This is a genomic window from Sphingobacterium thalpophilum (assembly GCF_038396785.1).
Classification (GTDB): Bacteria; Bacteroidota; Bacteroidia; order Sphingobacteriales; family Sphingobacteriaceae; genus Sphingobacterium; species Sphingobacterium thalpophilum_A.
The window spans coordinates 2,622,367-2,643,373 of record NZ_CP151087.1 but is presented as its reverse complement, the minus strand read 5'-3'; the positions used below and the strand labels follow the sequence as shown (position 1 = coordinate 2,643,373).

General features: G+C 39.1%; 20 protein-coding genes. 10 read left to right on the top strand and 10 right to left on the bottom strand.

Annotated elements, in window-relative coordinates:
• Nucleotides 1-13: 13 nt before the first annotated feature.
• The 6 genes from AACH28_RS11735 to AACH28_RS11710 all read right to left on the bottom strand — a co-directional run bounded on the left by AACH28_RS11735 (nucleotide 14) and on the right by AACH28_RS11710 (nucleotide 7,214).
• Nucleotides 14-928 (bottom strand): SDR family oxidoreductase, encoded by a 915-nt coding sequence (locus AACH28_RS11735; RefSeq protein WP_286710153.1) that lies wholly within the window; start codon nucleotides 926-928, stop codon nucleotides 14-16.
• A gap of 178 nt (nucleotides 929-1,106) precedes the next feature.
• On the bottom strand, nucleotides 1,107-2,051 hold the full coding sequence (locus tag AACH28_RS11730) for a M20/M25/M40 family metallo-hydrolase (protein WP_286710154.1): 945 nt from the start codon (nucleotides 2,049-2,051) through the stop codon (nucleotides 1,107-1,109).
• A gap of 89 nt (nucleotides 2,052-2,140) precedes the next feature.
• The gene (locus AACH28_RS11725; RefSeq protein WP_075991120.1) at nucleotides 2,141-2,791 is read right to left on the bottom strand and encodes a lipoprotein signal peptidase; all 651 of its coding nucleotides are present in this window, start codon (nucleotides 2,789-2,791) and stop codon (nucleotides 2,141-2,143) included.
• A 55-nt stretch (nucleotides 2,792-2,846) separates the two neighbouring features.
• Nucleotides 2,847-3,233, bottom strand: coding sequence for a TraR/DksA C4-type zinc finger protein (locus AACH28_RS11720; RefSeq protein WP_046674049.1), 387 nt, complete (start codon nucleotides 3,231-3,233; stop codon nucleotides 2,847-2,849).
• A gap of 3 nt (nucleotides 3,234-3,236) precedes the next feature.
• On the bottom strand, nucleotides 3,237-6,650 hold the full coding sequence (gene ileS / locus AACH28_RS11715; RefSeq protein ID WP_341833019.1) for an isoleucine--tRNA ligase: 3,414 nt from the start codon (nucleotides 6,648-6,650) through the stop codon (nucleotides 3,237-3,239).
• 213 nt (nucleotides 6,651-6,863) lie between these two features.
• Entirely contained in the window at nucleotides 6,864-7,214 is a 351-nt protein-coding gene (locus AACH28_RS11710; protein ID WP_070562327.1) for an iron-sulfur cluster assembly accessory protein, read from the bottom strand.
• Between the two features lie 285 nt (nucleotides 7,215-7,499).
• On the opposite strand from AACH28_RS11710, the gene glyA reads away from it, so the two are divergent.
• The 8 genes from glyA (at nucleotide 7,500) to purE (ending at nucleotide 15,645) form a co-directional block, all read left to right on the top strand.
• Nucleotides 7,500-8,771: a serine hydroxymethyltransferase gene (glyA, locus tag AACH28_RS11705; RefSeq protein ID WP_046674046.1), complete on the top strand. Its 1,272-nt coding sequence runs from the start codon at nucleotides 7,500-7,502 to the stop codon at nucleotides 8,769-8,771.
• 542 nt (nucleotides 8,772-9,313) lie between these two features.
• Nucleotides 9,314-9,910 carry an RNA polymerase sigma factor gene (locus AACH28_RS11700; protein WP_046674045.1) on the top strand — a complete coding sequence of 199 codons (597 nt, stop codon included), beginning with the start codon at nucleotides 9,314-9,316 and terminating at the stop codon, nucleotides 9,908-9,910.
• Between the two features lie 441 nt (nucleotides 9,911-10,351).
• Nucleotides 10,352-11,047 carry a zinc metallopeptidase gene (locus AACH28_RS11695; RefSeq protein ID WP_313419246.1) on the top strand — a complete coding sequence of 232 codons (696 nt, stop codon included), beginning with the start codon at nucleotides 10,352-10,354 and terminating at the stop codon, nucleotides 11,045-11,047.
• A gap of 133 nt (nucleotides 11,048-11,180) precedes the next feature.
• Nucleotides 11,181-12,521, top strand: coding sequence for a signal recognition particle protein (gene ffh / locus AACH28_RS11690; protein ID WP_046674043.1), 1,341 nt, complete (start codon nucleotides 11,181-11,183; stop codon nucleotides 12,519-12,521).
• 335 nt (nucleotides 12,522-12,856) lie between these two features.
• Nucleotides 12,857-13,447 carry an NADH-quinone oxidoreductase subunit A gene (locus tag AACH28_RS11685; RefSeq protein WP_312744823.1) on the top strand — a complete coding sequence of 197 codons (591 nt, stop codon included), beginning with the start codon at nucleotides 12,857-12,859 and terminating at the stop codon, nucleotides 13,445-13,447.
• A 2-nt stretch (nucleotides 13,448-13,449) separates the two neighbouring features.
• Nucleotides 13,450-13,953: an NADH-quinone oxidoreductase subunit B gene (locus tag AACH28_RS11680; protein WP_088160295.1), complete on the top strand. Its 504-nt coding sequence runs from the start codon at nucleotides 13,450-13,452 to the stop codon at nucleotides 13,951-13,953.
• A gap of 31 nt (nucleotides 13,954-13,984) precedes the next feature.
• Entirely contained in the window at nucleotides 13,985-15,127 is a 1,143-nt protein-coding gene (locus tag AACH28_RS11675; protein WP_336833870.1) for a 5-(carboxyamino)imidazole ribonucleotide synthase, read from the top strand.
• 8 nt (nucleotides 15,128-15,135) lie between these two features.
• On the top strand, nucleotides 15,136-15,645 hold the full coding sequence (gene purE, locus AACH28_RS11670; protein WP_088160297.1) for a 5-(carboxyamino)imidazole ribonucleotide mutase: 510 nt from the start codon (nucleotides 15,136-15,138) through the stop codon (nucleotides 15,643-15,645).
• A gap of 44 nt (nucleotides 15,646-15,689) precedes the next feature.
• Here purE and AACH28_RS11665 read toward each other — a convergent pair whose 3' ends face one another.
• From AACH28_RS11665 to bshA, 4 genes are all read right to left on the bottom strand, one after another.
• A complete protein-coding gene (locus AACH28_RS11665; protein ID WP_341833018.1) occupies nucleotides 15,690-16,673 on the bottom strand; it encodes a sugar phosphate isomerase/epimerase in 984 nt (327 codons plus the stop codon).
• Between the two features lie 230 nt (nucleotides 16,674-16,903).
• A complete protein-coding gene (gene frr / locus AACH28_RS11660; RefSeq protein ID WP_070566206.1) occupies nucleotides 16,904-17,467 on the bottom strand; it encodes a ribosome recycling factor in 564 nt (187 codons plus the stop codon).
• A gap of 28 nt (nucleotides 17,468-17,495) precedes the next feature.
• Nucleotides 17,496-18,200, bottom strand: a complete 705-nt coding sequence (pyrH, locus tag AACH28_RS11655) for a UMP kinase (protein WP_046672284.1) — start codon at nucleotides 18,198-18,200, stop codon at nucleotides 17,496-17,498.
• 73 nt (nucleotides 18,201-18,273) lie between these two features.
• Nucleotides 18,274-19,416, bottom strand: coding sequence for an N-acetyl-alpha-D-glucosaminyl L-malate synthase BshA (gene bshA / locus AACH28_RS11650; RefSeq protein ID WP_046672291.1), 1,143 nt, complete (start codon nucleotides 19,414-19,416; stop codon nucleotides 18,274-18,276).
• Between the two features lie 361 nt (nucleotides 19,417-19,777).
• On the opposite strand from bshA, the gene AACH28_RS11645 reads away from it, so the two are divergent.
• On the top strand, nucleotides 19,778-20,497 hold the full coding sequence (locus AACH28_RS11645; protein ID WP_341833017.1) for a DUF1003 domain-containing protein: 720 nt from the start codon (nucleotides 19,778-19,780) through the stop codon (nucleotides 20,495-20,497).
• A complete protein-coding gene (gene arfB / locus AACH28_RS11640; RefSeq protein WP_070566211.1) occupies nucleotides 20,494-20,898 on the top strand; it encodes an alternative ribosome rescue aminoacyl-tRNA hydrolase ArfB in 405 nt (134 codons plus the stop codon). Before AACH28_RS11645 ends, arfB begins: the two co-directional genes overlap by 4 nt.
• Nucleotides 20,899-21,007 lie beyond the last annotated feature (109 nt).

Here is a 21,007-nt window from a genome sequence, read left to right as displayed (position 1 = left end):
TCATTATTTGTCATTATCGTCCAAACGTTTTGAATTGATTATCTATGATTGCCAAAGAATCCATAAATGACGTCGGCACATAACCCAATTCAGCGTTAGATCTAGTCAGATCAAAGCCTGTCTGCCGTGGCCTGTTCTCCGCCTGTCCAATGCTGGCAGCACTGATCTCTGAAATCAGTCCTTTGTCTAGCTGCCAGTAGTCTGCAATTTTGTAGACTGCCTCATTGATCGACATTAATTCTGCTCCTGAAATATGAAATATTCCCTGCGCTTTTCTGTCAATAGCGAGTTGACAAGCATAAGCTAAATCATCCACAAAGGTAGGCATTCTCCATTGGTCATTGACTACTTTTATGGGCTCATTTTGCGACAACTTACTTTTAGCCCATAATACTAGATTCGAACGATTGGGGTCAGCATTGATCCCATATACTAATATCGTGCGAAGGATAGCATAATTACAGTTGGATTGCACAAGCACTTGTTCGGAAGCATATTTACTCTTCCCATATTCACTTTGTGGATTGGGGAGATCTGTTTCATCATAAGGCGCATTTTTTTTGCCATCAAATACAAAGTCCGTAGATAAGTGGATCAGTTGGGTCTGATGTGCAGTACAATAGGAAGCCAAATAGGCTACGAGATCGACGTTAAGCAATTGACATGCTGCTTGATCTGCTTCACAAGCTTCCACACTGGTCATGGCTGCTGTATGTACAATTGCATCAAAAGTTTGTGTAGATAAAAAATCTGTTAATTTTTCCCGATCCGAGAGGTCTATCTGAAAGAAAGCATAATTCACTTGATTCGGGTTACGATTTGGCCCCTTTGAAATGGCAACAACATCATATTGGTCATTTTTAGCAAGTAAATCAACGACTTTTTGGCCAAGGAATCCATTGGATCCTGTCACTAGAATTTTTTTCATCAACAATAATTAAGTGATATTCAAGCACCTGTTTATAAAGACTCGTTTGCGGGGTCTTAAGTGCGCTGTTTAGTTTATTCGTGTCTACAAACTAATTTACTAATCGCTGTTATAGCATTTGAGCATATAAAAAGCTAGATGATCACATTTTGTTAGACACAAATCCGCCTTTTTTGTTTTAGTTGGTCCATATAAAATCCATTTTACTGGATTGTTTCATGATATTTTCAACTACTGTTTTTTCTAGATCTAAAATGGACTTTAAAGCGTTATAATCAATTTTATCGGCATCATCGGTCGGCATATGGTAGTCTGGGTGTCCACCAGTATGGAAAAACAACACCGGTATATTCTTTTTGTAGAATGAAGTTTGGTCAGATCCGCCGTTGCCATCCTTGCTAAGATTAAATTTTATAGGTGCCTGAACATCTTTGAATATAGCTGGCCATTGACTACTTGTTCCATAGCCGATTACAGCAAGGCCATTGCTGGGATTATAGCGGCCGATCATATCCATATTGAGCATGGCTGTGATTTTCTCCAATGGTAGGGTAGGGTGTTCCGTAAAATATTTGGAACCAACTAATCCCAATTCTTCCGCTCCGAAAGCAATAAACAACAAGTTGTAGGCTTCTTTTTCATTGTTGCTGCTAAAGTAACGTGCGAGCTCCAATAAACCAGCTGTACCGGAAGCATTATCGTCGGCTCCATTGTGGATTTTGCCTACTCCTAAGGAATCTTTTGAGCTTCCTTGACGACCTGTTCCCAAGTGATCGTAATGTGCGCCTATAACAACTGTTAAATCTGCACCATTGTCAATAAATCCAATGATATTATCGGCATTGCGAATGCTGTCTGCAACTTTTACTTTCCAGACTTTGGCCTTGAAGGATTGGCGGTACCCTTTTTCACCTTTGGGCTCAAGTTTGTATTTTTTGAATTCCTTTTCAATATAATCTGCAGCTTTAAATACTTCCTTACTGCCCGTTCCCCGTCCCTGCATTTTGTCGTCAGCGAGGTAATAAATATGTTTCTTTAAGTTGGAAACTTCGATCTGCTGTGCCTGTACTATTTGGATTCCTAGTAGGCAGCAAAATGTCAGAAGTAGGCTAATGTTTTTCATGCTCATAGTAGAGTTTAGATAGTTGTATTGGGTTATATGTACAAAAAAATAAAAGCCTTGAGATTAACAAGGCTTTTAGGGATATTTCGTTAATCTTCAACGATTTCACTGTGGATGCTGGATTTCTCTTCTTTTTCTGTTTTGAAATACCGTTTTTGAAATAACAGGATCAAAACCACCCCAACAGAAATTGCCGAGTCGGCAATGTTGAATACGGGTCGGAAGAAGAGAAACTCTTCACCGCCCCAAAAGGGTACCCAAGAAGGGAAGTTGCCTTGAATTAATGGGAAATAAAGCATATCGACCACTTTTCCGTGCAGGAAGGAAGAATAACCACCACCTGCGGGGAATAAACTCGCTTTATCATACCAGGTACTTTCACTAAAGATGACGCCATAAAAAGCAGAATCGATGATATTTCCTAAGGCACCGGCGAGAATTAAGGCAACATTTAAGATGAAACCACGGTTATACTTATTTTTGATCATGTAATGCAGGCCGTATCCAATACCAGCTACGGCTAAAATACGAAATACCGTCAAAAATAATTTTCCATAATCACCGCCAAATTCCATACCATAGGCCATTCCATTGTTTTCAATAAAATGAATCTGGAAAAATTTGCCCAATACATGGTGGCTTTGTCCAATTGTCATTGTGAGCTTAACCCATATTTTTGACAATTGATCTATTAAAAGTATCGCTACGATGAGCGCGATCGGTTTCGTATAACCCTTCATTGTGTTATAAAAATGGTCTTTGCCTAAGCAAAGACCATATATTTAATGCCTAAAATTAATATTGTTTGTTTTTCGCTTCGATGCTCAACGTTGTATGTGGAACAGCTTTCAAACGTTCTTTTTGAATCAGTTTTCCGGTCTCTCTACAGATACCATACGTTTTGTTCTCGATGCGCACCAACGCCGCTTCTAGGTTGTCGATAAATTTCTTTTGACGAGCAGCCAATTGATTTGTTTGCTCTTTTTCTAAAGTAGCTGAACCGTCTTCCAATGTCTTGTACGTTCCAGCAGTATCGTCGGTACCATTAGCATTACTGTTATTAAGCGTTGCGGTCAACGAGGAAAGCTCTTCTTTTGCTATTCTAAGCTTGTCCAAGATAATATCTTTGAATTCTTGTAATTCTGAATCGCTATAGCGTGTTTTCTCGTTGTTGTTTGCCATAATTTAATTTTTTTGGATTAATGCCTTAAGTTCTTTGCCATCGATCTCGATGGTCTCTCCTTCAGTTAGTGAATCTTCAAATACCAATGAATCGGCCAGAATTTCGGTGCAAATATACGATAAATTTTCGTTGGCAGCATTGACCACTTCTGAAGCAGCTGTTAACTTTACGTTAATTCTATCAGTAACTTCTAATCCTTTATCCTTCCTTAGATTTTGTAGGCGGTTGATCAATTCTCTTGACAAACCTTCTTTTTTCAATTCTTCGGTGATATGTACATCTAATGCTACGGTCAATTTACCTAGATTTGCTACTTGCCATCCTTCAACGTCTTCTGCTATAATTTCTACATCGCTCAGTAAAATCGTATATGGCGTGCCTGCTAGGGCCAATTCGCCTGTTGATTCCAACGTGCTGATTTGATCTATAGTCAACGATTGGATAGACGAAGAAACTAACTTCATATCCTTACCAACTTTCGCGCCAAGAGCTTTGAAATTTGGTTTTATTTTTTTCTTAATAATACCAGTGGTATCTGTAATGAACTCGATATCTTTGATATTGGTCTCAGAAAGTATCAGATCTTTTACTTTCTCTACCTTTTCTTGGAAAGCACTATCAAGTACCGGAACCAAAATTTTGTTTAATGGTTGACGTACATTGATGGAAGTTTTCTTCCGTAAAGAAAGTGTCAGCGATGAGATATCCTGCGCTAAAGCCATGCGTTCTTCCAGATCTTTATCGACTAGACTTTCATTATAAACCGGGAAATTCGCCAGGTGAACAGATTCAACTTGTTCCTTGTTCGTGGCTGAATTCAAATCCAGGAATAATCTATCCGAGAAGAAAGGTGATATTGGCGACATCAATTTCGCAATCGTATCAAGACATGTATAAAGTGTTTGATAGGCCGAAATTTTATCTTCTGTATAATCTCCTTTCCAGAAACGACGACGGCAAAGACGGACATACCAGTTGCTGAGATGTTCATCAACAAAGTTTTGAATAGCGCGCGCGGCCTTTGTAGGCTCGTAATCTGCTAAGTATTCATCTACTTCCTTGGTCAACGAATTTAACAAGGAGATAATCCAACGGTCAATTTCAGGACGTTTTTCCAAAGCAATATCTGGTTCTGAATACGAGAACTTATCGATATTGGCATACAATGCAAAAAAAGCGTAGGTATTATATAAAGTACCAAAGAATTTACGACGGACTTCATCTAATCCTTCCATATTGAATTTAAGGTTGTCCCATGGTGCGGCATTACTGATCATGTACCAGCGTGTTGCATCGGCGCTGTATTGATCGATCGTTGAGAATGGATCAACACCATTGCCTAGGCGTTTGGACATCTTATTTCCATTTTTATCCAACACCAAGCCATTGGAAACCACGTTTTTGAAGGAAACCGATTTGTACATCATCGTAGAAATCGCATGCAAGGTGAAAAACCAACCCCGTGTTTGATCAACTCCTTCAGCGATAAAATCTGCCGGGTATGCATGATCGAATCCTGCTTTAAAAGGAAACTTTTCGCCTTTGGCTAATTTTTCGTGATCCAATCCCCATTGCGCATAAGGCATTGCCCCCGAATCAAACCAGACGTCGATCAGATCAGGTTCGCGGAATAATTTTTGTCCGGCATCGGAAACCAAGACGATATCGTCTACATAGGGACGGTGAAGGTCCAATTGTTCGGTATCGAATTTATCCAAGTAAGCTTTATTTTTCGCTTTTTCATCCTCAGACAGAATGTCGGAGGTCAAAGAAGCTTCCAATAAGGACTTTAATTCAGGTAAGGAGCCGATACAAACTTCTTCATTTTCGTCTTCTGAACGCCAGATAGGAAGTGGAGTTCCCCAGTAACGCGAACGCGAAAGGTTCCAGTCCACCAAGTTTTCTAACCAGTTTCCAAAGCGGCCGGTACCGGTTGCTTCAGGTTTCCAGTTGATGGTTTTATTTAATGCAACCAAATCTTCCTTCACTGCTGTCGTGCGGATAAACCAGCTATCTAATGGATAGTATAGAACAGGTTTGTCTGTACGCCAACAATGTGGATAGGTATGCTCATATTTTTTGACATCGAAAGCTTTGTTGTCCTCTTTTAGTTTGATAGAGATCAACACGTCTGTGGGTTTGAAGTCTTCTTTTGAACGTTCCTCTGCGCTATAATATTCCTCTTTGACAAATCTTCCGGCAAAATCTGTGATTTCACTTACAAAACGTCCGGTACGGTCAACAGTAGGTACCTCTTTTCCATTTTCATCTTTCACCAAGATGCCCGGTACACCATGTTCTTTTGCTACACGAAAGTCATCCGCACCATAAGTAGGAGCAGCGTGAACGATACCGGTACCGTCTTCAGTCGTAACAAAGTCGCCTGGAATAACGCGGAAAGCATTTTCTTGTAAGTCCTCGTTGGTGATATAAGGCAACAATTGCTCGTAGCGCAAGCCAACAAGTTCTTCGCCTACAAATTCTGCTGCAAGCTCCCAAGGAATTACTTTGTCGCCCAATTTATAGTCTTGGAAGGATGCATTTTCGCCTTCTGCTTTAAAATGTTTGCTGATCAAATCTTTCGCTAATACGACAGATACAGGAGCACCGGTATATTTATTGAAAGTTCGGATCTTAACATAATTTATTTTCTTGCCTACAACCAAGGCTGTGTTGGACGGTAAAGTCCATGGCGTGGTCGTCCAGGCAATGAATGCTACATCCTCCGCATCGTCGTCAACTAATTTTTCTATAGCTGGATGAAGCTGACTTTTGATAAGTCTAAACTCTGCAACGATGGTGGTATCTTTAACATCTTTATAGGTGCCGGGCTGGTTTAGTTCATGCGAACTCAATCCCGTACCTGCTGCCGGAGAGTAAGGTTGTATCGTATAACCCTTGTACAAAAGACCTTTTTTGTAAAGTTCTTTCAATAAATACCATAAGGTTTCGATGTATTCATTCTTGTAAGTAATATAAGGATGTTCAAGGTCAACCCAATAGCCCATTTTGGTGGTTAGGTCATTCCATACATCGGTATATTTCATTACCTCCTTGCGACAAGCGTCATTATATTGTTCTACGGTAATCTTTTTGCCGATATCCTCTTTTGTGATTCCAAGAGCTTTTTCGACAGCAAGTTCAATGGGCAGACCATGGGTATCCCAGCCGCCTTTTCGTTTCACTTGGTAACCTTTCAAAGTCTTGTAACGACAGAAAATATCCTTAATCGTACGTGCCATCACGTGGTGAATTCCAGGCATTCCATTTGCAGAAGGCGGACCTTCAAAAAATGTATAGGTCTTGCTTTCAGGACGATTATTGATACTTTTTTCGAATATTTTTTCCTGTTCCCAACGGGTCAAAATCTCTTTACCTATCTCGGGTAAATTTAACTGCTTATATTCTTTGTACATCAGACTGTTGTATGCTTCTTTTCTAAAGGTCGCTAATTTAGTGATTTATGATGGAAAATGAAAGAGGGCTTTGTTGTGCTTATATCATTAAATCGAGGTTGAACTTTTTGAAATCTTCACTCGGTCAACTGGCGAAAATGATGGAAGCATCTGCTACGACAAAGGGACTGCCATCGGCAGTCCCTTTGTTATTTCATTCGTGCTGAAATTCAGTTATGCTGAAAAACTGCTTCCACATCCGCAGGTACTTGTTGCATTGGGATTATTGAATGTGAAGCCCCTTGCATCGAGTCCCGATTTGAAGTCGATTTCCATACCGGCAAGATATAGGCCATGTGCTTTGTTCATAAAGATGCGAATTCCTTGAATTTCGTATTCGTTATCGCCCTCCTTTTTCTGGTCAAAGCCCAAGATATAACTCATACCGGAACAACCGCCGCCTTCAACACCGACACGTAAACCAAAATCATCAGAGATTTCTTGTTGATCCTTTAATTTATTTAGTTCCTTGATTGCCCCTTCTGTTAAAGAAATAGGAGCAACTGCTGTATGTTCTGTACTCATTGTAATAGTGTTTTAGCCAATCCAATACAAAAATACATTTTTTTAATGGCAAATTGCTTGACCGGGATTTTTTGACATTTTCGAAACATTCAATTCTTCGTACGCTTATTCGATCCGATAGCACCATAAAATGATCTTGACCTAATTAGGTAATTCGCATAAATAAGGCTGTTTTTCTAAGAACATTTAATAAAATAGGACTTTTTGTCGATATTCTTTATGGAATATGCTATCTTTGGGGCATTAAAATAAACTACAAAATTTACTTTACAACATTTAAAAACAATGGAAAGAGATCAAGCCATTTTTAATTTAATAGCTGATGAGCTTAAACGCCAAGAAGAAGGTATTGAATTAATTGCTTCAGAAAACTTTGTTTCAAAACAAGTGATGGAAGCTGCTGGTTCAGTGTTGACAAATAAATATGCAGAAGGCCTCCCAGGAAAACGTTACTATGGAGGTTGTGAAGTTGTGGATGAGATTGAAACCATCGCAATTGATCGTGCAAAACAATTATTTGGCGCAGAATGGGTAAATGTTCAGCCTCACTCTGGTGCTCAAGCGAATGCGGCTGTTTTTTTGGCGACAATCAAACCTGGTGACAAAATTTTAGGTCTTGATTTATCTCACGGTGGTCACTTGACACACGGTTCACCAGCGAACTTATCTGGTAAGATCTATCAACCATTATTTTATGGTGTAAAAGAAGATACAGGTTTAATTGACTATGAGCAATTGGAAGAAACAGCGCTTCGTGAAAAACCAAAGATGATCATCTGTGGTGCTTCGGCTTATTCTCGTGATTGGGATTATGCGCGCATCCGTAAAGTTGCAGACGAAATAGGAGCTATCGTAATGGCTGATATTTCTCATCCTGCAGGTTTAATCGCTCGTGGTTTATTGAATGATCCACTTCCACATTGCCATATTGTTACAACAACGACGCACAAAACGCTTCGTGGCCCTCGTGGTGGTATGATCATGGTCGGTAAAGATTTTGAAAATCCATGGGGCATCAAAACACCTAAAGGTGAAATCCGTACAATCACGCAATTATTGGATTTAGCTGTATTCCCAGGTACACAAGGTGGTCCTTTGGAGCATACAATCGCAGCGAAAGCAATTGCTTACGGTGAGGCTTTATCCGATGAGTATATGGAATATATCGTTCAGGTAAAGAAAAATGCAGCTGCATTGGCGCAATTCTTTGTAGAAAGAGATTATAAGATCATCTCTGGTGGTACAGACAATCACTTGATGTTGGTGGATCTACGCAATAAAGATATTTCTGGTAAAGAAGCCGAAGCTGTATTGGGTAAAGCGGGTATCACAACAAATAAAAATATGGTTCCTTTCGATACACGTTCTCCTTTTGTGACTTCAGGTGTACGTTTTGGTACTGCTGCAATCACTACACGTGGTATTAAAGAGAATGAAATTATTCAAATCGGTGAATTGATCGATGAGGCATTGAAAAATGCATCTAATGATGCGCAACTGGATTTGATCCATGGCAAAGTAAAAGCAATGATGGCTGAGTTCCCATTGTATAAATAAGACTTTTTCCATAGGAATAGAAAAAGCGGAATTACCGATGCGGTGGTTCCGCTTTTTTTATCCCGTCTTTTTTTCTACTGCCATTGTAGAAAGGATAATCCCGTTATAGTCTCGTATCAACTTAACTTTTTAGACGATATTAACAACAATCTTATACGGACTTTAAACGGATTTTATAGGCATTCATCCGAATGAGGTCCCTATAAGGTCCCTATTAGCTCCCTATAAAGTCCGTATGAAGTAATAACTTTAAAACTTGTTATTTTGGAGCTGTTCGAGGTTGTTATTCCATCTTGTCTGAAGGGGCGTACTGTGGTCGAAGAACCTTTATTTTGGAATTATGAGGTAGATAACTTATTTTTAAATGTTAAAAAATCTTAAAATAAATTGTAATAATTTGATTACTCATTTATTTTACGGTAATTTGGTTTTAGATTAATTGATTGTTTTACAATAAGAAAGGATAGTTTATACGGCAAACATTTACATTTTAACACAGAACTGATAATTTATTTGCGAACTGCTAAAAAAGTAAGTGACGTATGAGACTTTTAAAAAGTAAAAGCGATCAAGAGTTGATCCAAATGTATGTCGGCGGCCAAGAGTCCGGTCTAGAGGCATTGTTGAATCGATATAAATCGAAAATATATACTTCCATATATATGAAAGTAAAAGATGAATATCTTGCTGAAGATATTTTTCAGGAGACTTTCATAAAAATCATCAACACCTTAAAATCCGGTAAATATAATGAAGAAGGTAAATTTTTACCATGGGCTATACGTATAGCGCACAATATGATCGTTGACTTTTTTAGAAAAGCAAAACGTGCTCCGAATATTGTGAATGCCGACGGGTTTGATATTTTTGAGGTGCTCGAATTTAGTGATGAAAGCGCAGAGTCAAAAATGCTCAAACAGCAGGTTGATGTCGACCTTAAAAAAATGATTCAAAAGCTTCCGGACGATCAAAAAGAAGTGCTTATTATGCGTCACTTTTGTGATATGAGTTTTAAAGATATTGCGGAGATAACCGAAGTAAGTATCAATACTGCTTTAGGGAGGATGCGCTACGCATTGAGCAATTTACGTAAAATGATTGAAGGTACTGATCTTACCCTGCAAATGGGCTATTTATAATAAAGGGGGCATTTTTTAATGCCCCTTTTTATTTGCATTGCTAATTGGAGCTATAGGAAGTCTTGACGCTTTTATAGTTTCTCATCTTTGTCTTAATAGTATAGCAAGGCTACAATCCGTTGAGCATCGTGTTTTCAAAAGCCATTTGCTTCAATAATAAGCTCCCTGATCGAACTTGAAATAAAACGCATCTCCAATACTCACCGATGAGACTACATCTTGGATTCTTGTTAAATAGCGCAGGTGTTTCACTGTACGAAGCTGAAAATGGAGTTATCTGCCCAAATGATCTGGCAATTATGTCATGTGGAGATCAGAAGAACCTGTTCTTTTTGTCAGGTCAAAGACTTTTTTTACCTTAGAAATTCATGCATATGCCTTTTTTCGACGATTGGAATAAGGTTTGATAGTCATATAATAAAATAAAACGATTGAATAGCTATGTACTTGATTTTATTTATTGGAATAATGGTGGTAAGCCTAATTGTCCAAACAAGATTCAAAAACAAATTTAAGAAATACGCCGAAATGCCTTTGAGCAACGGAATGTCTGGAGCTGAGATTGCGCAAAAAATGTTAAATGATAACGGTATATATGATGTAAAGGTATTGTCTATCCCAGATCGCTTGGGAGATCACTATAATCCGTCAGATAAAACCGTAAATTTAAGTCCTGAAGTTTACAGTGGCCGCAGTGTTGCAGCTGCAGCAGTAGCGGCGCACGAATGTGGTCATGCTGTACAGCACGCCAAAGCCTATAAATGGTTGGGATTCCGTTCGGCAATGGTTCCGATGGTAAATGTAGCGTCTAAAATGACATCATGGGTATTGATGCTGGGTGTTATGCTATTTGCTTTTTCCAAAGGGGGTAATCCATGGCTTTTAGCTGTTGGAGTGGGGGCTTTGGCTATTACGACCCTGTTTTCTTTTATCACCTTGCCTGTCGAGTTTGATGCGTCTAACCGTGCGCTGGAATGGTTAAACCATGCTGGTGTAACCTATAATGGTGAGGAACATGACGGTGCGAAAGATGCTTTGAAATGGGCAGCGATGACTTATGTCGTAGCGGCGTTAAGTGCGTTGGTAACACTTTTGTATTATGCGTCTATTTTATTCGGTGGCCGTAGAAGTGATTAAATACGGATACTGTAACTTTATCCTACAAAAATGCGATTATTTTTCATAGTCGCATTTTTTATGGGGTGTTAATGAGGTTACTATAGACAATTTTTTTAACTTTGCTGTTTATATAGAATAAGATTCAGATTTTATGTTTTCAAATCTTCAAGATAAGTTAGATAGGGCCTTTAAAGTATTAAAAGGACAGGGTAGTATTACCGAGATCAACGTTGCAGAAACGATGAAAGAAATTCGCAAAGCGTTGTTGGATGCCGATGTGAATTATAAAACTGCCAAAACTTTTACCGACGATGTTAAACAAAAAGCTTTAGGCGAAAATGTACTGACAAGTATTTCCCCAGGCCAATTGTTGACGAAGATCATGAACGATGAGTTGACAGCTTTGATGGGCGGATCCGTTACGGAGCTTGAGACTGGAAAAAATCCAACAGTCATTCTAATTGCGGGTTTGAATGGTGCTGGTAAAACAACTTTCTCCGGTAAGTTGGCCTTGTACCTTAAAGATAAAAAGAATAAAAAACCATTGTTGGTGGCTGGTGACGTTTACCGCCCTGCAGCGATCGATCAATTGGAAGTGCTTGCCGAACAAGTGGGCGTACCAGTGTATGTGAATCGTGAATCTAACGATCCTATTGCGATTGCCAAAGCCGGTGTGGAAGAAGCAAAACGCAATGGAAATAATGTCGTAATCATCGATACAGCCGGTCGTTTGGCCATCGATGAGCCTTTAATGGTAGAGATTACAGCAGTTAAAGAGGCGACAAAGCCAGACGAAATCCTATTTGTTGTGGATTCAATGACTGGTCAAGATGCCGTGAATACAGCTAAGACGTTCAACGACCGTCTGGACTTTACAGGTGTAGTATTGACTAAGTTGGATGGTGATACACGCGGTGGTGCAGCTTTATCGATTAAATCTGTCGTTAATAAGCCTATCAAGTTTATTGGTACAGGTGAAAAGATGGATGCATTGGATGTATTCCACCCTGATCGTATGGCCTCTCGTATTTTGGGTATGGGTGACGTGGTATCCTTAGTGGAACGTGCACAGCAACAGTTTGATGAGAAGCAAGCCGCAGAGCTCCAAAAGAAAATCCGTAAGAATAAATTCGATTTCAACGATTTTAAATCCCAGATTCAACAAATCAAGAAAATGGGTAATATGAAAGACCTCATGGGAATGATCCCTGGCGTTGGGAAAGCAATGAAAGATATTGAAGTCGATGACAATGCTTTCAAACCCATTGAAGCGATTATCGATTCCATGACACCTTTTGAACGCGAAAACCCAGATGTCATTGATCAAAAACGTCGTTTACGTATTGCGAAGGGATCAGGTACTGATATTAATGAAGTGAATAAGTTATTGAAACAATTTGGTGATATGCGTAAAGTCATGAAGCAGATGTCTAATCCGGCGATGGCGGCTAAATTGATGCGTAATATGCCCAAAATGCCAGGAAAAATGTAATTTTTAGAGAATAGTTACATCATAAGAAGGGCATCGTTTTATACGATGCCCTCTTTTTTTTTCTGAAAATGTCTGATCTTATTGGCCAGAAAGAACCTTCAGTCCGCTTTCATTGCTGTTGGTGTCTGCAAAGTCATGAAGGTTTTGAACATGGCATTGCTCTTTCGATTAATTTTCGGTTGCTGCTAAGTGCTGCACCAGATGAATTGGGGACTGCTTGCAGACCGGATACGGAGCATTAGTGCCTTAAAATTCGAACTGTTTTTAAAGAAATAATTCGTAATTTCAAGTTCCTCACCCGAGTAAACGAAATATTTGTTAAATTTGTAATTATTATGGATGACCCCGCGCAATTATCGGAATACGGCAAAATCCTTATCATTCTGCTGATAGGGGCGCTGTTAGTCTGTGCGACCATTTTTCTAGCACGTTTAATCTCTCCGAAAAAGAATAATCCCATCAAATCTGGTACTTACGAATGTGGAGAGGATCCCATTGGTTCTTCTTGGGTTCAGTTTAATCCACGGTTCTATGTTATTGCCCTTGTATTTTTACTTTTTGATGTAGAGCTTATTTTTATTTTTCCATGGGCCACTGTATTTGGACAGTCCGAATATATTGCGGCAGATGGAAGATGGGGGTGGTTTACCATGATTGAAATGGCTATGTTCATTGGCATTTTAATTTTAGGATTGGTTTTTGTCTGGAAAAAGGGCGATTTGGAATGGGTTAAACCGAATGTGTCCTTACCTAAAGTTCCTGTAGCTATCCCGGATAGTGCCTATGCAAGCCTGAATAGTAGGACGTATCAGGTGCGTGATTATGCACGGATTGTAGAGGATGCTGTCGCGCACAAAACGACGACAGATGAACAGGTGTCGACGCCGAAACCAGCCTTTAAACCTCGATTTAAAAAACCTGAGTAAGCATGAGTTTAGATAGTCAATTGCAGAATAATGGTGTTATTGTTGCCAAATTAGATGATTTGCTGAATTGGGCAAGGTTATCTTCAATGTGGCCCATGAGCTTTGGTATTGCTTGCTGTGCCATTGAAATGATGGGGGCAATGGCTTCAACGTATGATTTAGATCGGATGGGCGTATTTCCAAGGCCTTCTCCAAGGCAATCCGACGTGATCATTATTGCTGGAACGGTTACCTTTAAGATGGCCGATCGTATCAAGAAACTATATGAACAGATGCCAGATCCTAAATATGTTATTTCGATGGGCTCTTGTTCCAACTGTGGTGGTCCATATTGGCAGCATGGTTATCATGTGGTCAAGGGGGTAGATCGCATTATCCCTGTGGATGTTTATGTCCAGGGATGTCCACCACGTCCCGAGGCGCTAATTGGTGCTTTTATTGAATTGCAAAAAAAGATAGACAAAGAAAGCTTGTTAGGTGAGCAATTGTTCAGCGGAAAAGCTTAAAAGATAAATTTTATAAGATTTTAAATCAATTATGGCAAAAGATTTTTATGGTGAATTGCAATTGGGTATTCTTGGCGGTGGTCAACTGGGAAGAATGCTCATCCAGGAAGCCATTAATTACAATGTAAATGTTCATGTATTGGACCCGGATAAGAATGCTCCTTGTCGCAAGTTGTGCAATAAATTTGAATGTGGTTCATTGGGCGATTTTGAAACGGTCTATAATTTCGGTAAGGATCTGGACATGATCACGATCGAGATCGAGAAGGTGAATGTAGATGCTTTGGAGAAATTGGAAGGAGAGGGAGTAATTGTGTACCCACAATCACGTATCATTCGTCTGATTCAAGATAAAGGTCTACAAAAGCAATTTTTTAAACAAAACGATATACCAACTTCGGCGTTTCAATTGATATCCAATAAAGATAATTTAGTAAATGCCTCGTTAAACTTACCGTATATCCAGAAATTACGTAAGGATGGATATGATGGAAAAGGGGTGAAGAAGATTGTTACCCAACAGGATATACAAGATGCGTTCGAAGAAGCTAGCTTAATTGAAGAATGGGTAGATTTTGAAAAGGAAATTGCGGTCATTGTTGCCCGGAATGATAAGGGGGAGGTGTCTACATTTCCAATGGTGGAGATGGAATTTAATCCTCAGGCTAACTTGGTGGAATTTTTGATTGCGCCGTCTTTGTATGGTGTAGAGATTCAGCAACGCGCAGAGGCGATAGCAAAAAAGATTGCCGATGATTTGCAGATCGTGGGTATATTGGCTGTAGAGATGTTCCTAACGAAAAATGGTGATATTTTGGTCAACGAATTGGCTCCGCGCCCGCATAATAGTGGTCATCAGACAATAGAGGGTAATTATGTGTCGCAATTTGCACAGCATTTAAGGGCTATATTCAATCTACCGTTAGGTGATACCAGATGCAGAACGAATGCCGTTATGATTAACCTGTTAGGTGAACCTGGTTATGAAGGATTGGCCAAATATGAGGGAGTAGAAGAGGTATTGGCAATGGAAGGCGTATATATCCATTTATATGGAAAGAAATATACGAAGCCATTCCGCAAGATGGGCCATGTTTGTATCATCAATGATGATCGGGAGAAAGCGATCTCCAATGCAAGAAAAGTACAAGAAATATTAAAAGTTAAAGCTTAAACAATACTATGTCAGTCAATAATAAGGCCCAGGTAGGCATTATCATGGGAAGCAAATCAGATCTTCCGGTTATGCAGGATGCTATAGATGTGCTCAAAGCCCTTGGAGTGGAATTTGAGGTAACGATCGTCTCAGCACATCGTACACCACAACGTATGTTTGATTATGCGAAAAATGCAGCATTTCGTGGTTTGAAAGTTATTATTGCTGGAGCTGGTGGTGCGGCGCATTTGCCAGGAATGGTCGCTTCTATTACACATTTACCCGTAATAGGCGTTCCTGTAAAATCATCAAATTCCATTGATGGATGGGACTCGGTACTTTCTATTCTTCAGATGCCAAATGGTATTCCTGTAGCAACTGTCGCTTTAAATGCGGCGAAGAATGCAGGTATATTGGCGGCTCAGATTCTTGGTACACATGATGAAACAATCAGCAAGAATATCATCGAATTTAAAGAAGAGTTGGCGAGAAAAGTAATCGAGACTGCAGTAGAGGTAGAAGATACCGAATTTTAAGCTGACAATCTTACAAAATAAAAAAGGGAGCATTGCTCCCTTTTTTATTTTGTAAGATTTGCCTGAACATAATCGTAGCTCTTTTTAAGACTTTCCATCTTATTGGGCATATAAATATTATCTTGTTCAACAAAAGCATATTTAAGTCCTGATTTGCTCTTTTCTTTAACAATTTCAGGGAAATTGATGCTTCCGGTTCCCACTTCGGTATATTTGATATCGTTGAAGATTTGTTCGATAGGCAATTTTCCATCTTTAGGCCATTCAATGGGATTGGATTTTGTTTTATCCATATCTTTAACGTGCCAAAGTTTAAAGCGGTTGGGGAATTTTTCAAACAAAGCTATCGGGTTTTTACCTGCTTTTTCTGCCCAGAAAAGGTCTAATTCAAAATCGACCAAGTCGGGTTCGGTGAATGCTAACATCACCTCTTCACCCGTTGTATTATTGCCTAGATCCCTAAATTCCCAGAAATGGTTGTGGTAGGCAACTTTTAGACCCAATTTTTTAGCCTGTTCACCAGCTTTATTCAATTGCTCGGCAGCATAGAGATAATCATCTTTTTTCAATGCATTCAGATCAAACATCGGTGTCACAGGAGCAATTACATATTCTTGGCCAAGTTCTTTTGCTGCATCAAAATAAGCCGCAAGATCTTCTTTGTCGGTATGCGCTTTACTGAGGTATTTGGACATATCGTAATGGCCTGAATGTGTTTTTAGACCGTTATCATCCAATATTTTCTTCAACTCTTTGTAAGGCAATTTCCAGAACTGCTTGGCTGTGGCGTCTATCCCATAGAGCTCAACATGTTTATACCCAATTTTGGCAATTTGTTCCAAAGATCCTTTCGGATCTTTATCCATTAAATCGCGAATGGAATACAGCTGTACGCCTATATTCTGTAATGGATTGTCGCTGATTGCACCGGCTTTATTTTGACAAGATATAAAGTTGGGCACCAGATAAGCTGCCGAAAGACCTATTCCAGCTTGCTTTAAAAATTGACGACGAGAATTGTTCATCATATAATTGATTACTTGTTAGTGTACAATGTACAATTATTTGTTCAGAAATCAATGGTACAACAGGGAATATTTTTGAAGTGTATGCTGAATCTTAACCCATAAAATTTTTGGAAGGTCAATGTCTTGTAGGTTGGGAAGAGTTCTTTTTAGGGGAGGAGTGCGGAGTTCTTCACACCAATAAAAAAGGTCTGAATATTTTTCAGACCTTTTTTCTATTCAAGTAGGAAAACTTAAACAGTCATGATATCTTTTTCTTTCAGTTCAGCCAATTTATCAACTTTTACAATGAATGCATCTGTTAATTTTTGAACTTCACCTTCAGCAGTTTTGATTTCATCTTCAGAAGCGCCGTCATTTTTTAATTTTTTGATGGATTCGTTGACATCTTTACGGATATTACGTACACCAATACGGCCTCTTTCAGTTTCTTCTTTTACTTTCTTAACCAAATCACGTCTTCTTTCTTCTGTTAAAGGAGGAATATTCAGACGAATAACGATACCGTCATTCTGTGGGTTGATTCCTAGGTTAGCGTCAGTGATAGCTTTTTCAATTGCGTTGATGAGCGATTTTTCCCAAGGTTGGATAACAATAGTCCGTGCATCAGTTGTATTGATGTTGGCCACTTGTGAAAGTGGAGTGGCGCTACCATAATAGTCTACTGAAATTCCATCTAACATCGATGGAGAAGCTTTACCCGCACGAATTTTAGTTAATTCGGATTCGGTGTGAGCAACTGCTTTGGACATCTTGTCTTTACAATCGTCCAATTCAATTGAAATTAGTTCGTTCATATAAGATTACGTTTTTTACAGATTTAAATTATTTAACCACAGTTCCGACATGTTCACCATTAGCAAGTTTCAATAAGTTGCCTGGTTTGTTCATATCAAATACGATGATCGGTAATTTGTTTTCTTGACAAAGGGTAAAGGCTGTCATATCCATAACATTTAATCCTTTCTCATAAACCTCTGTGAATGATATTTCTTCAAATTTTGTTGCAGTAGGATCTTTTTCAGGATCTGCGGTGTAAATACCATCCACACGGGTTCCTTTCAATACGGCATCCGCATTGATTTCGATTGCACGCAAAGATGCAGCGGTATCCGTTGTGAAATAAGGGTTTCCTGTACCAGCTCCGAAAATAACAATACGGCCTTTTTCCAAATGGCGTACAGCTCTTCTGCGAATAAATGGTTCGCAGATTTGCTCCATTTTGATCGCAGTAAGCAAACGTGTCTTTTTCCCAACTTTCTCAAGCGCATCTTGAAGTGCCATGCTGTTGATGACTGTGGCAAGCATGCCCATATAGTCTGCTTGAACACGGTCCATGCCTGATTTTTCGGCGCTTAGACCACGATATATATTACCGCCACCGATAACAATTGCAATTTCTAAACCTTGATCGTGAAGTTCTTTGATATCATTAGCGTATTGTGATACACGGTTAATATCGATACCGTAGCTTTGGTCACCCATTAAGGATTCACCGCTAAGTTTTAATAAGATACGTTTGTATTTCATAATTGTTTTTTTGGAAATTTTCCAAAGGTCAAAGATAAAATATTTTTTTTATCCCTTAAGCCTAAAATAATATTTATTGTGCTTTTATTGTTTGATTAATGACTTCTCCGTAATACTGTTCATATAAAGGCATAATATTGGACAATTGGAATTTTTTCGCATGATTTAATGCCGCTTCCTTAAATTTTTCTAAGCGCTCTCCATCTTCCAAGATATAAATCGCATTCTTTGCCATATCTTCAACATCACCAACAGCACTGAGAAATCCAGTGACGCCGTTTTCATTCAGCTCAGGTAACCCTCCAGTATTGGAAGAGATAACTGGAACTTGACAAGCCATGGCTTCTAAGGCCGCAAGACCGAAACTTTCCGAACTTGAAGGCATCAGAAATAGATCTGATACAGACAATATTTCTTCCACTGCATCCTGTTTCCCCAAGAAACGGACGTCCTTGCATACATCAAGTTCTCTGGATAGCTCTTCTGCATTTCGACGCTCAGGGCCGTCACCTACCATCAATAATTTGGAAGGGATAACATCATGTACTTTCTTAAAAATACGGATGACATCTTCTGTATTTTTGACTTTTCTAAAGTTGGACGTATGGACCAATATACGCTCATTGCCGGGGGCAATGGCTTTTTTGAAATGTGACCGATCTTTATTGCTAAATCTGTCGAGGTCAATAAAGTTGGGAATCACTTTGATATCGCGCGTAATATCAAAATATTGAAGCGTCTGATCTTTCAGATTCTGTGATACAGCGGTTACGCCATCGGACTGATTGATGGAGAATGTTACGACCGGACTAAAACTCTTGTCTTTGCCAACCAATGTAATATCCGTCCCGTGTAAAGTCGTCACGACAGGAATATTAATGCCGTAGGTAGTGAGTAAGATCTGTTTGGCCATAAATGCCGCTGATGCATGTGGAATGGCATAGTGGACGTGGATCAAATCCAACTTTTCGAAGCGAACAACATCAACCAGTTTGCTGGCTAACGCAGATTCATAGGGTAGAAAATCAAAAAGAGGATACTGCGAAACAGCTACCTCATGATAGTATAGGTTTTCAGAAAAGAAATCCAGACGTGCAGGTTGTCGATAGGTTATAAAATGAATCTCATGTCCATTTGCGGCCAAGGCCTTTCCTAGTTCGGTTGCAACTACACCACTTCCACCAAAGGTGGGATAACAAACAATTCCTATTTTCATCTGCGTAATTATGTCTGAGCGCATATTTTAACGGCATCCCGTTATAAACGCTGTTTATTTTTTGTTAAAAGGCTCCCGGGAACCTCGTGTTAGTACTTTGATTGTCGTTGTTCAAGACTCGCAATGTCCATTACATACAAACGCTATTCATTCATGTGGCACCGACGAAGTTCTTTAGCTTGACAATTGCCCTCTTATTTTACTTTATGATAATAAGGTAAATTGAAGATGCTTATTCCTGAATTTTGTGTTGCAAATTTCGTCTATTTATGCGTAAAATAACAAAAACCAATTGCCATAGTTTTGTGAATTTTTTGATTGGTTAAAAAGCACTATCTTTAAATAGATATTAAATCGGTATATGGATAACTTTATAAGTGATATTTCAGGACAGCAATTTCCTTCGGAACAACGTATTTTGGCGGCTTCAATCCGACAACCCATTTTTAAGCTGATAAAAAAGGAATATCCAGGTTTTAGTAAGGACAAGTATATCGCCGCAAGTGAGTTGACACGATTTAAAGAAACTTATATCGCCGAATTTCTGAAAGATGAGTCTGGACAGTTAAGTCAATTGGATCAGCAGGTCATCAACAGTTTTAAGGAAAATAAAGTGATCAGCGCAAGTTTGGATGGAGATAATATGGAGCCAGTCAGCGTAGGAGACCGGGTTGCCGATAAAGTGGCTGAGTTTGGCGGAAGCTGGACCTTTATTATTTCCTTTGTCTTATTTTTGATTGTCTGGATTGCGGCCAATATCTTTTGGTTAAATAATAAAGGCTTTGATCCTTATCCCTTTATTTTACTGAACCTAATTTTGTCCTGCGTAGCTGCTTTGCAAGCTCCAGTTATTATGATGAGTCAAAACAGACAGGAAGATAAGGATCGTGAACGTGCAAGAAATGACTATATGGTCAACTTAAAGGCTGAACTCGAAATCAGGGAATTGCATGAGAAAATAGATCATCTCATTATCCGCAAAGAACAAGAACTTGTCGAAGTACAACGGGATCAAGTGGAAAAATTGAGCTTTCTATTAAAAAAGATGGAAAAAATAGAAGAAGCATTTAAAAATAAATGAATTTAGAAGGAGTAATAGGAGAACTTACGTTTAAGTTTTCCAGATCGGGTGGAGCAGGTGGACAACATGTAAACAAGGTGTCATCGAAAGTATTGTTGCAGTGGGATGTTGCGCTATCCACAGCTGCTTCTGTTGAAGAAAAAGCAATGATTTTCAACGCGTTGGCAAACCGTATCAATAAAGAAGGAATACTGCAATTGGAGTGCGATATCGATCGGTCGCAGATCCGTAATAAAGAAATCGCAATCGATCGCTTTAAGCGTATAGTGGAAGGCGCACTTGTGCCAGCAAAACCCCGTAAAAAAACCAAAACTCCGTATTCGAGTGTGCTGAAAAGACTGGATCGAAAGAAACAGCAGTCTCAATTGAAAGCCTCAAGGAAAAAGAATTTCGACGAATAAAGATGACAATATCACGTATTGTTGTAAATTAATTGTTTAATTATCAGTATTTTGTATTTTAAACTAATTTATTAGTTGTAAAACTATGATTTTAGTTATAACTTGTGTA

Coding starts and splice junctions, on each gene's coding strand:
- AACH28_RS11680 (WP_088160295.1), top strand. CDS start 13,450: ATGAGTTTAGATAGTCAATTGCAGAATAATGGTGTTATTGTTGCCAAA.
- glyA (WP_046674046.1), top strand. CDS start 7,500: ATGGAAAGAGATCAAGCCATTTTTAATTTAATAGCTGATGAGCTTAAA.
- AACH28_RS11685 (WP_312744823.1), top strand. CDS start 12,857: ATGGATGACCCCGCGCAATTATCGGAATACGGCAAAATCCTTATCATT.
- purE (WP_088160297.1), top strand. CDS start 15,136: ATGTCAGTCAATAATAAGGCCCAGGTAGGCATTATCATGGGAAGCAAA.
- ileS (WP_341833019.1), bottom strand. CDS start 6,650: ATGTACAAAGAATATAAGCAGTTAAATTTACCCGAGATAGGTAAAGAG.
- AACH28_RS11710 (WP_070562327.1), bottom strand. CDS start 7,214: ATGAGTACAGAACATACAGCAGTTGCTCCTATTTCTTTAACAGAAGGG.
- AACH28_RS11735 (WP_286710153.1), bottom strand. CDS start 928: ATGAAAAAAATTCTAGTGACAGGATCCAATGGATTCCTTGGCCAAAAA.
- AACH28_RS11645 (WP_341833017.1), top strand. CDS start 19,778: ATGGATAACTTTATAAGTGATATTTCAGGACAGCAATTTCCTTCGGAA.
- bshA (WP_046672291.1), bottom strand. CDS start 19,416: ATGAAAATAGGAATTGTTTGTTATCCCACCTTTGGTGGAAGTGGTGTA.
- ffh (WP_046674043.1), top strand. CDS start 11,181: ATGTTTTCAAATCTTCAAGATAAGTTAGATAGGGCCTTTAAAGTATTA.
- pyrH (WP_046672284.1), bottom strand. CDS start 18,200: ATGAAATACAAACGTATCTTATTAAAACTTAGCGGTGAATCCTTAATG.
- AACH28_RS11675 (WP_336833870.1), top strand. CDS start 13,985: ATGGCAAAAGATTTTTATGGTGAATTGCAATTGGGTATTCTTGGCGGT.
- arfB (WP_070566211.1), top strand. CDS start 20,494: ATGAATTTAGAAGGAGTAATAGGAGAACTTACGTTTAAGTTTTCCAGA.
- AACH28_RS11720 (WP_046674049.1), bottom strand. CDS start 3,233: ATGGCAAACAACAACGAGAAAACACGCTATAGCGATTCAGAATTACAA.
- AACH28_RS11695 (WP_313419246.1), top strand. CDS start 10,352: ATGTACTTGATTTTATTTATTGGAATAATGGTGGTAAGCCTAATTGTC.
- AACH28_RS11665 (WP_341833018.1), bottom strand. CDS start 16,673: ATGATGAACAATTCTCGTCGTCAATTTTTAAAGCAAGCTGGAATAGGT.
- frr (WP_070566206.1), bottom strand. CDS start 17,467: ATGAACGAACTAATTTCAATTGAATTGGACGATTGTAAAGACAAGATG.
- AACH28_RS11725 (WP_075991120.1), bottom strand. CDS start 2,791: ATGAAGGGTTATACGAAACCGATCGCGCTCATCGTAGCGATACTTTTA.
- AACH28_RS11730 (WP_286710154.1), bottom strand. CDS start 2,051: ATGAAAAACATTAGCCTACTTCTGACATTTTGCTGCCTACTAGGAATC.
- AACH28_RS11700 (WP_046674045.1), top strand. CDS start 9,314: ATGAGACTTTTAAAAAGTAAAAGCGATCAAGAGTTGATCCAAATGTAT.